This is a genomic window from Streptomyces sp. NPDC018263 (genome assembly GCF_055562575.1).
The window spans coordinates 124825-140680 of record NZ_JBVHFA010000011.1 but is presented as its reverse complement, the minus strand read 5'-3'; the positions used below and the strand labels follow the sequence as shown (position 1 = coordinate 140680).

Here is a 15856-nt window from a genome sequence, read left to right as displayed (position 1 = left end):
CGCTGTCCGGGCCCTGTCTCACGCACGGACCACGCCCTCTTACGATCAGGGGCATCACGAGCCCTCTCCAGGAGTCCACTCAATGAAGACGATCGACGAACTTCTCGCCGACGGCGTGAGCGGCAAGCGGGTCTTCGTCCGCGCCGACCTCAATGTGCCGCTGGCCGAGGGGACCATCACCGACGACGGCCGCATCCGTGCCGTCGTGCCCACCATCAAGGCCCTCGCCGACGCGGGCGCCGAGGTGGTCGTCGCCTCCCACCTGGGCCGTCCCAAGGGCGCCCCGGACCCGGCCTTCTCGCTGCTGCCCGTCGCCGAGCGGCTCGCCGAACTCCTCGGCACGCCGGTCGCCTTCGCCGAGGACACCGTCGGCCCCGCCGCCCACGCGGCCGTCGACGGCCTGGAGCCCGGCCAGGTCGCGGTCATCGAGAACCTCCGCTTCAACCCCGGCGAGACCTCCAAGGACGACACCGAGCGCGGTGAGTTCGCCGACCAGCTCGCCGCCCTCGCCGACGTGTACGTGGGCGACGGCTTCGGCGCCGTGCACCGCAAGCACGCCTCCGTCTACGACCTCCCGGCCCGGCTGCCGCACTACGCCGGCTACCTGATCGCGCGCGAGGTCGGCGTCCTGAAGAAGCTCACCGACGACGTCGAGCGCCCCTACGTCGTCGTGCTCGGCGGCGCCAAGGTCTCCGACAAGCTCGCCGTCATCGACGAACTGCTCGGCAAGGCCGACCGCCTGCTCATCGGCGGCGGCATGGCCTACACCTTCCTCAAGGCGCAGGGCCACGAGGTCGGCATCTCCCTCCTCCAGGAGGACCAGATCCCGGCCGTCAAGGAGTACATGGAGCGCGCCGAGAAGAACGGCGTCGAGCTGGTCCTGCCCGTCGACGTCCTGGTCTCCCCGGAGTTCCCGGACCTGAAGACCAAGGCTCCCTCGCAGCACACCGTGGTCGACGCGGACAAGATCCCCGCCGACCAGGAGGGCCTGGACATCGGCCCGAAGACCCGCGAGCTGTACGCCTCGAAGCTCGGTGACGCCAAGACCGTCTTCTGGAACGGTCCGATGGGCGTCTTCGAGCACCCCGACTACGCCGAGGGCACCAAGGCGGTCGCCCAGGCGCTCGCCGACTCCGACGGCTTCAGCGTCGTCGGCGGCGGCGACTCGGCCGCCGCGGTGCGTACGCTCGGTTTCGACGAGAACGCATTCGGCCACATCTCGACCGGCGGCGGCGCCTCCCTCGAGTACCTCGAGGGCAAGACGCTCCCCGGCCTCGCCGCACTGGAGGACTGACCCCGCATGACCACTCGCACGCCGATCATGGCGGGCAACTGGAAGATGAACCTCAACCACCTCGAGGCCATCGCGCACGTCCAGAAGCTCGCCTTCGCCCTGGCCGACAAGGACTACGAGGCCGTCGAGGTCGCCGTCCTGCCGCCCTTCACCGACCTGCGCTCCGTGCAGACCCTGGTCGACGGCGACAAGCTCAAGATCAAGTACGGTGCCCAGGACGTCTCGCAGCACGAGTCCGGTGCCTACACCGGCGAGATCTCCGGCCCGATGCTCGCCAAGCTGAAGTGCTCCTACGTGCTGGCCGGCCACTCCGAGCGCCGCCAGTACCACCACGAGACCGACGACGTGGTCAACGCCAAGGTCAAGGCGGCCTTCCAGAACGGTCTGACCCCGATCCTGTGCGTCGGCGAGGAGCTGGACGTCCGCGAGGCCGGCAACCACGTCGACCACACCCTCGCCCAGGTCGAGGGCGGCCTGAAGGACGTCCCGGCCGAGCAGGCCGAGAACGTCGTGATCGCCTACGAGCCCGTGTGGGCCATCGGCACCGGCAAGGTCTGCGGCTCCGACGACGCCCAGGAGGTCTGCGGCGCGATTCGGGGCAAGCTCGCCGAGCTGTACTCGAGGGACGTCGCCGACAAGATCCGCATCCAGTACGGCGGCTCCGTGAAGTCCGGCAACGTCGCCGAGATCATGGCCAAGCCGGACATCGACGGCGCCCTGGTGGGCGGCGCGTCGCTGGACACCGACGAGTTCGTCAAGATCGTGCGGTTCCGCGATCAGTGATCCCGTCCGCGAGTAGGCGGTAGCGGCGATACGTCGTACTCTTGCGGGGGCATGGCCATCGTGCCGTGCCCCCGTCGTCCAGCTCAATCCGTCCGTCCGAATCCGAGGAAGTTGGTCCAGCCGTGGTTTTGGGGTTCTCGATCGCCCTGATCGTCTTCAGCCTGCTGCTGATGCTGCTGGTGCTGATGCACAAGGGGAAGGGCGGCGGCCTCTCCGACATGTTCGGTGGTGGCATGCAGTCCTCCGTGGGCGGCTCCTCGGTCGCCGAGCGCAACCTCGACCGCATCACGGTCGTGATCGCCGTGCTCTGGTTCGCCTCGATCATCGTGCTCGGCTTGCTCATGAAGTCGAGCGGCTGACCGAACCGCCGAGGCGGGGGCCGCGCGTACAGCCGCGATGCCCCGCACATCCCACAAGTGCATAGATTCCACACGTAAGGCCCCATGTTCGGTACGCGCTCACGAGCGCGGCCTATCATGGGGCTTGCGTCTGGGTCGGGGCGTTACCTCCCATCACTGGACGCGCGTTGGGCCTTACGTAGACTGAGGCGCTCGCGGCGAAGCGATAGGCCGACCTGCTTCGCGGCACCATCACGCAGGGAGTTACGACCGTGGCAAGTGGCAACGCGATCCGGGGCAGCCGGGTCGGTGCGGGGCCGATGGGCGAGGCCGAGCGCGGCGAGTCCGCTCCGCGTCTGCGCATCTCCTTCTGGTGCTCCAACGGGCACGAGACCCAGCCGAGCTTCGCCAGCGACGCGCAGGTCCCCGACACTTGGGACTGCCCGCGCTGCGGCTTCCCGGCCGGTCAGGACCGGGACAACCCGCCGGACCCGCCGCGCACCGAGCCCTACAAGACGCACCTCGCCTATGTGCGCGAGCGGCGCAGCGACGCGGACGGCGAGGCGATCCTCGCCGAGGCGCTCGCCAAACTGCGGGGCGAGATCTAGGAGTTGACACCGGCCGGGACCCGAGAGGGTGCCCGGCCGGAGCTGTCCCGTCCCCGGGCCGGACCCCGTTGTCAGTGGTGCCTCCTACTGTGAGGAGGTAACTGCGACTCAGGGGGAAGGGCATGACGACGGCTCAGGTGGCGGAAGCGGCAACGCCCGCATGGCGCGGCGGATTCGGGCGGCTGTGGAGCGCCGCCGTGCTCTCCCGCTTCGGCGACGCGCTGCGCACGGCCGCGCTGCCCCTGCTCGCCGTGCGGCTGACCGACGATCCGCTCGCCGTCGCCGCCGTGACCGCCTGCGGCTATGTTCCCTGGCTGCTGTTCGGGCTGCTGGGCGGCGCCGTGGCCGACCGGGTGGACCAACGGCGTGCGATGTGGGCCGTGGACGTGGGACGCGGGCTGCTCGTCGCCGCGTTCGCCCTCGCGGTGGCTCTGGGACACGCCTCGATCCCGCTGCTGATCACGCTCGCCTTCTCCCTCACCGCACTCCAGACCCTGTTCGACAACGCGGCCACCGCCCTGCTGCCCTCAGTGGTCCGGCGGGAGTCCCTGGGCAGCGCCAACGCCCGCCTGATGACGGGTCAGCAGCTCGCCGGGGGCCTGCTGGGCGGGCCTCTGGTGCCGCTGCTGCTGACAGCCGGGGCGTTCCTGCCCTACGCGGCCGACGCCGTCACCTACCTCCTGGCCGCCGCCCTCGTGGCCTCCCTGCACATCGGGACGCCCACGCGTGCACCGCGCCCGCGGGGCGCCACCCTGCGCGCCGACATAGCGGAGGGACTGCGGGCCCTCTGGCGGGACCGCGTACTCCGGGCCGTCTGCGGGGCCACCCTGCTGTGCAACATCGGCATGGGCGCCCTGATCGCCACCCTCGTCCTGCATGTCACCGGCTGGCTGCACGCGGGCAACGCCGGATACGCGGCCGCGATGACCGCCTACTCGGCCGGCAGTATCGCCGGCGGCTTCCTGGCCCAGCGCCTGGCGGGCCGCCTCGGCCGGGTACGGGCCCTGCTGCTGGGCGGCACCGTGCAGACCGGCGCGCTGCTCCTGCTGGGCGCGGTGCGCGAGCCGGCCGCGCTGGTCGCCGGAATGCTGCTGCTCGGCGCGATGGGCATGGTGTGGAACGTCAACCAGGTGACGCTGATGCAGCAGCGCGCCCCCGGCGCCATGACCGGCCGTATCTCGGCCGCCTTCCGTACCGCCTCGACCGCCGGTGCCCCGCTCGGCGCCCTCCTGGGCGGCGTCGCCGCGGCCTCCCTCGGCCTCAACACCCCCGCCCTCCTCGCGGCCGCCCTCTTCGCGGCGGCGGTCCTCACACTGATACCGGCGCGCTCCGCGGACGTATCGAAGGACGAGGAGCGGGGCGGTGTCACCACCGGCCCGGCCTCGGTGTGATCAATTAGGTTGGTCCCGCAGTGGGCACACGGGGCAGGACAGGCGACAGGCGACAGGCGCAGCAAGGAAGGCGGAAGCCGGAGATGAACGCACAAGGCCGTACGGCACTGAACCGGACGCCCGAGTGGGCCGCTCTGAAGGAGCACCGCGAGGGATTCGGCGGGACGAGCCTGCGGGAGCTGTTCGACGCCGACCCGGAGCGCGGGCGGACGTACACGGTCCAGGTCGGGGACCTCTACATCGACTACAGCAAGCAGCTCGTGGACGCCGAGGCGTTGCGGTTGCTGCGCGAACTGGCCGTCGCCACCGATGTGTTCGGGCAGCGGGACGCGATGTTCCGTGGGGAGCGGATCAACACGACCGAGGACCGTGCGGTGCTGCACACGGCGCTGCGCGCGCCGCGGGACGCGGTGATCGAGGTCGACGGGGAGAACGTGGTCCCGGCCGTGCACGCGGTGCTGGACAAGATGAGCGGCTTCGCCGACCGGGTCCGCTCGGGTGAGTGGACGGGTCACACCGGCAAGCGGATCAAGAACGTCGTCAACATCGGTATCGGCGGCTCCGACCTGGGTCCGGCGATGGCGTTCGAGGCGCTGCGTCCCTTCACCGAGCGTGGCCCACGGTGCGGTTCGTGTCGAACGTGGACGGTGCGGATCTGCACGAGGCCGTGCGGGATCTGGACCCGGCGGAGACGTTGTTCATCGTGGCGTCGAAGACGTTCACGACGATCGAGACGATCACGAACGCGACCTCGGCCCGTACGTGGCTGCTGGACGCGCTGGGTGACGACAAGGCCGTGGCGAAGCATTTCGTGGCGTTGTCGACGAACGCGGAGAAGGTCACCGGGTTCGGCATCGACGTCGACAACATGTTCGAGTTCTGGGACTGGGTCGGGGGCCGGTACTCCTTCGACTCGGCGATCGGGCTGTCGCTGATGATCGCGATCGGTCCGGAGCGGTTCCGGGAGCTGCTGGACGGTTTCCACACCGTGGACGAGCACTTCCGTACGGCTCCGGCGGAGGAGAACGCGCCGCTGCTGCTGGGCCTGTTGGGCATCTGGTACGGGAACTTCTTCGACGCGCAGTCGCACGCGGTGCTGCCGTACAGCCACTATCTGTCGAAGTTCACGGCGTATTTGCAGCAGTTGGACATGGAGTCCAACGGCAAGTCCGTGCAGAGGGACGGCACGCCGGTGGAGTGGCAGACCGGGCCGGTGGTGTGGGGTACGCCGGGTACCAACGGGCAGCACGCGTACTACCAGTTGATCCATCAGGGTACGAAGCTGATCCCGGCGGACTTCATCGGGTTCGCGCGTCCGGTGGACGAGCTGAGCGAGGAACTCAAGGCCCAGCACGACCTGTTGATGGCCAACTTCTTCGCGCAGACCCAGGCCCTCGCCTTCGGCAAGACCGCCTCGGAGGTCCGGGAGGAGGGGGTGCCGGAGGAACTGGTCCCGCACAAGACCTTCCAGGGGAACCGGCCGACGACGACCATCCTGGCACCGGAGCTGACCCCGTCCGTGCTCGGCCAGCTCATCGCGCTCTATGAGCACAAGGTGTTCGTGCAGGGCGCGGTCTGGAACATCGACTCCTTCGACCAGTGGGGCGTCGAGCTGGGCAAGGTCCTGGCCAAGCGCATCGAACCCGCCCTCACCGAAGGCGCCGAGGTGCCCGGCCTCGACCCGTCGACGCGGGCCCTGGTCGCCGAGTACCGGACGATGGGCGGCTGACCGGCCGGTGAGGCGGGCGCGGCCGGTCCGGGCCGCCGCGCCCGCCGGCGGAAGGGTTCCGGTGGCGCCGGTCAAGGGGAACCGCCCCGGCCGCGCAAGAGTTCCCCCGGAGTTTCACAACAGATCCATATCGAGTTGTCGATCTTCGGTGTGGCGGCGGAACGCACCTGATAGGGAGATACCTCCAGGGGGGCCGGAGAGGGTGGTCACCCCTGCGCAGCTCCGGGAGGTACCCACCACATGGCCCATCAGCCGCACACCCTGTTGAAGGCCGTGCTCGACGGATGGCGGAACTCTCTGCTGGACATGGGCGGCCGCAACCGGCTGCTGAACTTCCGGCACACCAGGACCGCCACCCTGGAGATCACCGCACCGGACCCGGCCGCCCTCCTCGCGGAGCTGGCCAAGGGCTGGGAGTTCGCCGCCGTCACCGAGCGGGAGGCCGGGGTGGAGCCGGCCAAGGCCGGTGACTCCGGCACCGCGCGGCGCTCCCGGCCCGGACTGGTCACCCAGAAGACCACCCAGGCCGCGCTGGACAGTTCGCTGTACCAACTCCGCCAGAAGTCCGGCCAGATGTTCAACGACTACGGCCTCTGGGTGCTCTGGCTCGGCATCGGCATGCTCGACTGGCGCGAGCCCGGCGCGCAGGAGAGCAGCGCCGCGCCGCTGCTCCTCGTCCCCGTGGAGCTGCGCCGGGACGGCAACCGCCAGTACCGGCTCCACCCGGCCGAGGGGCAGGAGCGCATCCACAACCCGGCGCTCGCCGTGAAGGCGGACCGGCTCGGCGTCGACTGGTCGCCCGTCACCGGCACCGACGCCGCCGACCTGGGTGCCGTGCTCGCCGCCGCCCGGAAGGTCACCGCCCGGCAGGAGGGCTGGGCGGTGAAGGAGCGGGCGGTCCTCGGGCTGTTCGCCTCCCACCGCGAGGCGATGTACCAGGACCTCCAGCAGAACGAGGAGCAGATCCTCGCCCACCCGCTGGTCCGCGCCGTCGCCCTGGGTCCCGACGCCGGGCTCCCCGCCGACCTGGTCGACTTCGAGCCGCCCGGCCTGGACCGCATCGACGAGGTCCAGCTCCCCGAGCGGACCCCGCTCGTCCTCGACGCCGACGCCTCCCAGCGGCAGTGCGTGGCGGCCGCGCTGGAGGGGCGGTCCTTCGTGATGAGCGGGCCGCCCGGCACCGGCAAGAGCCAGACCATCACCAACCTGATCGCCGCGCTCATGCACGCCGGCCGCAGCGTGCTGTTCGTCAGCGAGAAGGCCGCCGCCCTGGACGTCGTGCGCAACCGGCTGGGCGCGGTCGGCCTCGGCGACTTCGTGATGGCGCTGCACAGCGGCGACACCAGCAAGAAGGCGGTGGCCACCGAACTCGCGCGGGTGCTGACCACCGAGGCCCGCGTCACCGGCGCCGCCGCCCACGAGCTGGAGCGCGCCCGCGCCCTGCGCGAGGAGCTGTCCGGCTACGCGGCCGCGATGAACGAGACCCGCGAGCCCCTCGGCCGCACCCTGCACGACGTACTGGGCCGGCTGGTGCTGCTGGAGCAGGCGGAGACCCCGCAGCTCCCGCTCGGCGCGCGCAACGCCAAGGCCGCCCGCACCCTGAGCGCCGCCGCACTCCAGGAGCTGCTGGCCGCCGCCGGAACCGTCGCCCGTGCCTGGCGCCCGGCCGCCGAGGGGGACGCCTTCGCCTGGCGCGGTCTGACCGGCACCGCCCCGCACCAGGCCGTGGACGAGGCCGCCGACGCGCTCGGCGCCCTGGTCACCGCCGCCGGACGCCGTCCCTTCGCGGTCACCGTGGACGAGCCCCGCACGGTCCGCGAGCTCCAGCAGCTCGTCCGCACCCTCGCCGCCGGGCTGCCCGGCGGCACGGCACCGGCCGACGGCGCGCTGCCCGACGACATCACCGCGCAGACCGCCCAGCTCGCCGACCTCTTCGGCATGCCCAAGCCGGACCGGCCCGAGGCCGCGTTCGCCCTGTGCGAGCTGGCCGCGCTCACCACCGCCGGACACCGTCCGCCGCGCGACTGGTTCGACGCCGGGACACTGCGCCGCGCGCACACCGCCGCCGCCGAGCTGCGCACCGCCCTCGACGCCGAGGAGCGGGCCCGCGCGGCCGCCGCCGAGGTGTTCGGTGAGCAGGTGCTCGCGGAGCCCGGACTCCCGGATCTGGTCGCCCGGTTCGGGGAGCAGCACAAGGGGCTGATGGCCCGCTTCTCCGCGCAGTACAAGGCCGACCGGCTCAAGCTCACCGGCCTCACCCGCACCGGCACCTGGGACAAGTCCCTCCTCGCCCGGCTGGACCACGCCCTCGCCTGGCACCGGGCCGCCGCCGAGGTCGCCCGGCTCACCGAGACCCACCGGCAACTCCTCGGCCCGTACACCCCGCGCACCCTCCCGGCCTGCGCCGGCACCGACCGCGCCCTCGCCACCGCCGACCGTGTCGCGGTGCTCGGCGCCCCGGCCGAGCGGCCCGCCCTGCTGGCCGACCGCCTCGCCGCCGACGCCGACCCCGACCCGCTGCCCAGCCTGCTCGCGGACCAGATCCAGGGCGCCCTGGCCGCCTGGTGCGCCGTCGCCACCGCCCGCGCCGCCCGCTGGAACGCGGCCGTCACCGAACTGCTGGACCAGTTCGACGCGGCCCGCCGCACCCAGCTCTCGCCCGCCCTGCTCGGCCCCCTCGACCAGGCCGGGCAGGCCGTCGACGCCCTGCTGAACGACCCGCAGGGCCCCGAGGTCTGGCACACCCACGTCGGCGGGGTCGCCGTGCTCGCCCGGCACGGCGCCGACACGCTGGTCACCGGCGCCGCCGAGCGCGGGCTCGACCCGGAGCGGCTGCCCGAGGTGGCCGAGCAGGCGGTGCTGCGCGCCTGGGCGGACGACCTGCTCGCCACCGACCCCCGGCTGCGCAGCACCCGTGCCGAGGACCTGGACACCCGCGTGGCCGACTTCCGCGCCGCCGACCTGCGGCTGGTCGCCGCGGCGGGCGGCGCGGTGACGGAGGCGTGCAACAAGCGGCGCCCGCGCAACTTCGCCGGGGGCGGCGGCGCCGTCATCGTCCGCGAGGCCGAGAAGAAGACCCGGCACATGCCGGTGCGCGAACTGCTGGGCCGCACCCGCGAGGTCGTCCAGGCGGTCAAGCCCTGCTTCATGATGAGCCCGCTGACCGTCAGCCAGTTCCTGCCGCCCGACTTCCACTTCGACGTGGTGGTGTTCGACGAGGCGTCCCAGGTGCGGCCCAGCGACGCCGTGAACTGCATCTACCGGGGCCGCACCCTGATCGTCGCCGGTGACGACAAGCAGTTGCCGCCGACCTCGTTCTTCGACTCCGCGGTGGACGACGACTCCGACGAGTACGCCGAGGACCTGCCCGACTCCTTCGAGTCCCTGCTGCACGCCTGCAAGGCGGGCGCGATGCGCGAGCTGCCCCTGCGCTGGCACTACCGCAGCCGCCACGAGAACCTGATCACCTTCAGCAACCGTGAGTTCTACGCCAACTCGATGATCACCTTCCCCGGCGCGGTGGCCGAGGGCGAGGACGTGGGCGTGGCCTTCCTGGCTGCCGACGGTGTCTACGACCGGGGCGGGCGCCGGGACAACCGGGCCGAGGCCGAGTTCGTGGCCCGGCGGGTGCTGCACCACTTCGACACCCGGCCCGGCAGGACCCTCGGTGTCGTCGCGCTGTCGCAGGCGCAGGCGTCCGCGATCGACCTGGCCGTGCAGCAGGCCCGGCTCGCCCGGCCCGACCTCGACCACTGCTTCACCGAGGACCGGCTCGACGGGTTCTTCGTGAAGAACCTGGAGTCGGTGCAGGGCGACGAGCGCGATGTGATGATCATGTCGATCGGCTACGGCCCCGACGAACACGGCCGCCTCGGCCTCAACTTCGGCCCGATCAACAAGAACGGCGGCTGGCGGCGCCTCAACGTGGCGGTCACCCGCGCCCGCTTCCGCATGGAGGTCGTCTCCTCCTTCCGGGGCACGAGCCTGGCCGACAGCCCGAACGAGAGCGTGCAGTACCTCAAGCGCTACCTGGAGTACGCCGAGAACGGCCCCGCAGTCCTCGCCCGAGACGTGGTCCAGTCCGACGCCGAACCCGACAGCCCCTTCGAGGAGTCCGTCCTCGCCGTGCTGCGCGGCTGGGGCTACCGGGTCCAGCCGCAGGTCGGCGTCGCCGGGTACCGCATCGACCTGGGCGTACGCCACCCCGAGCTGCCCGGCGCGTACGCGCTCGGCATCGAGTGCGACGGCGCGATGTACCACTCCTCCAGGGCCGCCCGCGACCGGGACCGGCTGCGCGAGCAGGTGCTGGTCGGGCTCGGCTGGCGGCTGCACCGCATCTGGGGCACCGACTGGTACCGGGGCCGGGCCGCGGCGGAGCGCCGGCTGCGCGAGGCCGTCGAACAGGCCGTCGCCGGCGGCCCGTTGACCACGGTGACCGGTCCGGCGCCCGTCGCGGCGGTGCCCGAGCAGCGCACCCAGCCCGTCGAGATCCCGCTGGAGCGCGTCCCCGTCGACCTCGGCACCGGGCGCGAGTGGAGCGCGCCGTACGCCCCCGGTGTCGTCACCGTCGCCCCGCGCCACGAACTGCACACCGCCGAGGCGCGGCCCGCGCTGCGCGAGGTGCTGGCCCGGATCGTCGAGGCCGAAGGCCCGGTGCACGAGGAGCTGTTGGTGCAGCGGGCGCGGGAAGCCTGGGGCGTCGGCCGGGCGGGCAGCCGTATCCGGGACAACGTCCGCGCGGTCGCCGACGCCCTGGTGCGCTCCCGGAAGATCGCCTCGGACGACGGCTTCTACACGCTCGCGGACCCCGGCCCGCTGAAGGCCCGTCACCCCCGCGAGGGAGACACACCCCGCAAGGTCACGCACATCGCGCCCGTCGAGCGCCACGTGGCCCTGTACGAACTGGCCGCCGAGTGCCCCGGTATGACCGAGGACGAACTCATCAAGCAGACCTGCGAGTTCTTCGGCTGGCGGCGCACCGGCAAGGACATCCGGGACCGGCTCGCCGCCGACATCGCCGAACTCCGCGGCGCCGGACGGCTCCAGGGCGGCCCGGAGCAGGTGAGCGCCGCCCGCTGACACACGAAAGGGCGGCGGAGACTCCATGAGAGTCTCCGCCGCCCCTCCGGCGGCTCAGCTCACGGTGAAGCCGGCGGATACATCGACCGCGGCAGGTCCGCCGCGGCCGCCGAGTCCAGCAGCCACAGCGTCCGCGCCCGGCCCCGGGCGCCGGCCGCCGGGGCCTGCACCTCGCCCGCGCCGGACAGCGCGATCGCCACCGCCTCGGCCTTGTCCTCGCCCGCCGCCAGCAGCCACACCTCACGCGCCGCGCGGATCGCGGGCAGCGTCAGGGAGGTCCGGGTCGGCGGCGGCTTGGGCGCGCCGTGCACACCCACCACCGTGCGCTCGGTCTCCCGCACCGCGGGCAGCTCCGGGAAGAGCGACGCCACATGCGTGTCCGGGCCGACGCCCAGCAGCAGCACGTCGAACTCCGGCACCTCGGCGTGGTCCTCGGGACCGGCCGCCTTGGCCAGCTCCGCCGCGTAGGCGGCAGCCGCCGCGTCCACGTCCGCGCCGTGGGGCCCGTCGGAGGCGGGCATCGGGTGCACGCGCGCCGGGTCCAGCGGTACGGAGTCCAGCAGAACCTCGCGGGCCTGCGTGTAGTTGCGGTCCGGGTCGCCCTCGGGGAGGTAGCGCTCGTCGCCCCACCACAGGTCGAGGCGGCCCCAGTCGATGGCGTCCCGCGCGGGCGCCTTGGCCAGCGCGGCCAGCAGACCGTTGCCGTTGCGGCCACCGGTGAGGACCACCGAGGCGTGACCGCGCGACGCCTGCGCGTCCACGATCTTGGTGATCAGCCGCGCGGCGGCGGCCTCGGCCATCAGTTCCTTGTCGCGGTGCACGACCAGTTGCGGAGTGCTCACTTCGACGCCGCCTTCCTCGCGAGGTCCTTCGGGGTCGGCCGCTCGGCGTCACCCTCCTCGGTGCCCGCCTCGGACTCGGCCACGGCCACCTCGGTGACCGCCGCCGCCTCCTCTTCCTCCGCCGCCTCGTCCGAGGACCCGGCAGGGGCGCCGCCCAGCGTCGCCACCGCGTCCGCGCCCATGGACAGCCGCTCCACGCCGTAGCGCAGGGCCGCCGCGTAGGTGTCGTCCGGGTCGAGCCGGCGCAGCTCCTCCGCGATCAGCTCGGCGGTGTCCCGGCGCTGGAGCGCCACCGCGCGGCCCGGCTGGCCCTGGATGGACAGGTTCGCCAGCGAACCGTCCGCCCGGTCCAGCACGACCGGCCCGCACGTCGTCTCCATCCGGACCGCCGTCAGACCCGGCCCCGAGGACAGCGACCGCCGCACCGGCACACCCAGCCGGTCCGCCAGCCACATGGCCAGCAGCTCGCAGCTCGGGTTGAACTCCTCGCCCTCGACCTCGACGGACCGCACCTCGCAGTCCACCTGGTCCAGGGCCGCCGCCAGCATCGAACGCCACGGCGTGATCCGCGTCCACGCCAGATCGGTGTCACCCGGCGTGTACGTCTCCGCACGCGCCGCCAACTCACGCACCGGCTGCTCGGCCGCGTAGGTGTCGGTGACCCGGCGCTGCGCCAGCGCGCCCAGCGGGTCCTCGGCCGGGTCGAGCGGCGCGTTCACCGGCCACCAGACCACCACCGGCGCGTCCGGGAGCAGCAGCGGCAGCACCACCGAGTCGGCGTGGTCGGACACCTCGCCGTACAGCCGCAGCACGGCTGTCTCACCGGTGCCGGCCTCCGCGCCCACCCGCACCTCGGCGTCGAGGCGGGAGCCGGTGCGGTCGCGCGGCGTGCGCGAGACCCGGCGGATGACCACCAGCGTGCGCGAGGGGTGTTCCCGCGAGGCATCGCTCGCCGCCCGCAGCGCGTCGTACGCGTTCTCCTCGTCGGTGACGATGACCAGGGTCAGTACCATGCCCACGGCGGGCGTGCCGATGGCGCGGCGGCCCTCGATCAGTGCCTTGTTGATCTCACCGGCGGTGGTGTCGGTCAGGTCTATCTTCATGGCCGGCGCCAGCTCCGTCCGTCTCGTGCGAGCATCTCGTCGGCCTCGGCCGGACCCCAGGTGCCCGACTTGTACTGCGCGGGCCGCCCGTGCTCGTCCCAGTACTCCTCGACCGGGTCGAGGATCTTCCAGGACAGCTCGACCTCCTCCGTGCGCGGGAAGAGGTTCGCGTCGCCCAGCAGCACATCGAGGATGAGCCGCTCGTACGCCTCGGGGCTGGACTCGGTGAAGGACTCGCCGTAGGCGAAGTCCATCGACACGTCCCGGATCTCCATCGAGGTGCCCGGCACCTTCGAGCCGAAGCGGACCGTGATGCCCTCGTCGGGCTGGACCCGGATGACGATCGCGTTCTGGCCCAGCTCCTCGGTCGCCGTGTGGTCGAACGGGGAATGCGGCGCCCGCTGGAAGACCACCGCGATCTCGGTGACCCGGCGGCCCAGCCGCTTGCCGGTGCGCAGATAGAAGGGGACGCCCGCCCAGCGGCGGTTGTCGATCTCCAGCTTCAGCGCCGCGTAGGTGTCGGTCTTCGACTTGGGGTCGATGCCGTCCTCTTGCAGATAGCCGATGACCTTCTCGCCGCCCTGCCAGCCGGCCGCGTACTGACCGCGCACGGTGTCGGCTCCGAGGTCCTTCGGCAGCCGTACGGCACCGAGCACCTTGGTCTTCTCCCGGGCCAGCGCGTCCGCGCCGAAGGAGGACGGCTCCTCCATGGCGGTCAGCGCCAGCAACTGGAGCAGGTGGTTCTGGATCACGTCACGGGCGGCGCCGATGCCGTCGTAGTACCCGGCACGGCCGCCGATGCCGATGTCCTCGGCCATGGTGATCTGGACATGGTCGACGTAGGACCGGTTCCAGATCGGCTCGAACATCGTGTTGGCGAAGCGCAGCGCCAGGATGTTCTGGACGGTCTCCTTGCCGAGGTAGTGGTCGATCCGGAACACCTGGTCCGGCTCGAACACCTCGTGCACGACCTTGTTCAGGTCCTCGGCCGACTTCAGGTCGTGGCCGAACGGCTTCTCGATGACCGCGCGGCGCCAGGAGCCCCCGGACTGGTCGGCCAGCCCGTGCTTCTTGAGCTGCTGGATGACGACCGGGAACGCGCGCGGCGGCACCGACAGATAGAAGGCGAAGTTGCCGCTGGTGCCCTGCTGCTTGTCCAGGTCTTCGATGGTCGAGCGCAGCCGCTCGAACGCCTCGTCGTCGTCGAAGGTGCCCTGGACGAAGCGCATCCCCTGGATGAGCTGCTGCCAGACCTCCTCACGGAACGGCGTACGGGCGTGTTCCTTGACCGCGTCGTGCACGACCTGGGCGAAGTCCTCGTGCTCCCAGTCGCGGCGGGCGAAGCCCACCAGGGAGAAGCCCGGCGGCAGCAGGCCGCGGTTGGCGAGGTCGTAGACGGCCGGCATCAGCTTCTTGCGCGACAGGTCGCCGGTGACGCCGAAGATCACCAGGCCCGACGGCCCCGCGATGCGCGGGAGCCGTCGGTCCGCGGGATCACGAAGCGGGTTCGCTCCGGAACCGTTGAGGGGTGACAAATCAGCCCTCCGAGGGGGCGAGGCGCTTCAGCTCCGCCTCGGTCGACTTGAGCAGGTCGTTCCAGGACCCCTCGAACTTGTCCACGCCCTCGTCCTCCAGCACCTGGACGACGTCGTCGTAGGAGATGCCGAGGGCCTCGATCGCGTCGAGGTCGGCGCGGGCCTGCTCGTAGGTGCCGGACACCGTGTCGCCGGTGATCTCGCCGTGGTCCTCGGTGGCCTCCAGGGTGGCCTCCGGCATGGTGTTGACCGTGTTCGGCGCGACCAGCTCGGTGACGTACATCGTGTCCGAGTACGCCGGGTCCTTCACACCGGTCGACGCCCACAGCGGACGCTGCTTGTTGGCGCCCGCCTTCTCCAGCGCCTTCCAGCGGTCGGACGAGAAGACCTCCTCGTACGCCTGGTAGGCGAGGCGCGCGTTGGCGATGGCGGCCTTGCCGAGCAGCGCCTTGGCCTCGTCGGTGCCGACGGCCTTCAGCCGCTTGTCGATCTCGGAGTCCACGCGGGACACGAAGAAGGACGCCACGGAGTGGATCTTCGACAGGTCCAGGCCGCGTTCCTTGGCCTTCTCCAGGCCGGTCAGGTACGCGTCCATGACCTTGCGGTACCGCTCGAGGGAGAAGATCAGCGTGACGTTGACGCTGATGCCGTTGCCGATCGTCTCCGCGATGGCCGGCAGGCCCGCCTCGGTCGCCGGGATCTTGATCAGGGTGTTCGGGCGGTCCACCAGCCAGGCGAGCTGGCGGGCCTCGGCGACGGTGGCGCGCGTGTTGTGCGCGAGCCGGGGGTCGACCTCGATGGAGACCCGGCCGTCCTGGCCGTCGGTGGCGTCGAAGACCGGGCGCAGGATGTCGGCGGCGTCACGGACGTCCGCCGTCGTGATCATGCGGATGGCCTCTTCGACCGTGACCTCGCGCGCGGCGAGATCGGTGAGCTGCTGGTCGTAGCCGTCGCCCTGCGAGATCGCCTTCTGGAAGATCGTGGGGTTGGTGGTGACGCCCACGACGTGCTGCTGGTCGATCAGCTCGGCGAGGTTGCCGGACGTGATCCGCTTGCGCGACAGGTCGTCCAGCCAGATCGCCACGCCTTCCTCGGAGAGGCGCTTCAGTGCGTCTGTCATGGAAATTGCATCTCCTACGTGTCGTTTACGGGCG

Annotated in this window: 10 protein-coding genes and 1 pseudogene; 7 read left to right on the top strand and 4 right to left on the bottom strand. The window is 71.8% G+C overall.

The window, feature by feature from the left end; all coding sequences use genetic code 11:
• The first annotated feature begins 82 nt into the window (after window positions 1–82).
• The 7 genes and pseudogenes from ACZ3HQ_RS28740 to ACZ3HQ_RS28710 all read left to right on the top strand — a co-directional run bounded on the left by ACZ3HQ_RS28740 (window position 83) and on the right by ACZ3HQ_RS28710 (window position 11222).
• Window positions 83–1294 carry a phosphoglycerate kinase gene (locus ACZ3HQ_RS28740; protein ID WP_467515338.1) on the top strand — a complete coding sequence of 404 codons (1212 nt, stop codon included), beginning with the start codon at window positions 83–85 and terminating at the stop codon, window positions 1292–1294.
• A gap of 6 nt (window positions 1295–1300) precedes the next feature.
• On the top strand, window positions 1301–2077 hold the full coding sequence (tpiA, locus tag ACZ3HQ_RS28735; protein WP_467515337.1) for a triose-phosphate isomerase: 777 nt from the start codon (window positions 1301–1303) through the stop codon (window positions 2075–2077).
• Between the two features lie 122 nt (window positions 2078–2199).
• Window positions 2200–2436 carry a preprotein translocase subunit SecG gene (gene secG, locus ACZ3HQ_RS28730; RefSeq protein WP_030809737.1) on the top strand — a complete coding sequence of 79 codons (237 nt, stop codon included), beginning with the start codon at window positions 2200–2202 and terminating at the stop codon, window positions 2434–2436.
• A 251-nt stretch (window positions 2437–2687) separates the two neighbouring features.
• Window positions 2688–3023 (top strand): RNA polymerase-binding protein RbpA, encoded by a 336-nt coding sequence (locus tag ACZ3HQ_RS28725; RefSeq protein WP_003957010.1) that lies wholly within the window; start codon window positions 2688–2690, stop codon window positions 3021–3023.
• Window positions 3024–3145: 122 nt separating this feature from the next.
• The gene (locus ACZ3HQ_RS28720; protein WP_467515335.1) at window positions 3146–4414 is read left to right on the top strand and encodes an MFS transporter; all 1269 of its coding nucleotides are present in this window, start codon (window positions 3146–3148) and stop codon (window positions 4412–4414) included.
• Between the two features lie 83 nt (window positions 4415–4497).
• Window positions 4498–6143, top strand: a pseudogene (gene pgi, locus ACZ3HQ_RS28715) (glucose-6-phosphate isomerase).
• Window positions 6144–6383: 240 nt separating this feature from the next.
• Complete coding sequence (locus ACZ3HQ_RS28710) at window positions 6384–11222, top strand: DUF3320 domain-containing protein (RefSeq protein WP_467515333.1); 4839 nt, start codon at window positions 6384–6386, stop codon at window positions 11220–11222.
• Window positions 11223–11281: 59 nt separating this feature from the next.
• On the opposite strand, the gene pgl is transcribed toward ACZ3HQ_RS28710, so the two are convergent.
• The 4 genes from pgl to tal are packed head-to-tail and all read right to left on the bottom strand — an operon-like array spanning window position 11282 to window position 15822.
• A complete protein-coding gene (pgl, locus tag ACZ3HQ_RS28705; RefSeq protein ID WP_467515331.1) occupies window positions 11282–12064 on the bottom strand; it encodes a 6-phosphogluconolactonase in 783 nt (260 codons plus the stop codon).
• Window positions 12061–13167, bottom strand: a complete 1107-nt coding sequence (opcA, locus tag ACZ3HQ_RS28700; RefSeq protein ID WP_467515329.1) for a glucose-6-phosphate dehydrogenase assembly protein OpcA — start codon at window positions 13165–13167, stop codon at window positions 12061–12063. The genes pgl and opcA overlap by 4 nt, the downstream gene beginning before the upstream one ends.
• Window positions 13164–14702 carry a glucose-6-phosphate dehydrogenase gene (gene zwf, locus ACZ3HQ_RS28695; protein ID WP_467515327.1) on the bottom strand — a complete coding sequence of 513 codons (1539 nt, stop codon included), beginning with the start codon at window positions 14700–14702 and terminating at the stop codon, window positions 13164–13166. The genes opcA and zwf overlap by 4 nt, the downstream gene beginning before the upstream one ends.
• A gap of 1 nt (window position 14703) precedes the next feature.
• A complete protein-coding gene (tal, locus tag ACZ3HQ_RS28690; protein WP_467515326.1) occupies window positions 14704–15822 on the bottom strand; it encodes a transaldolase in 1119 nt (372 codons plus the stop codon).
• Between the last annotated feature and the right edge of the window lie 34 nt (window positions 15823–15856).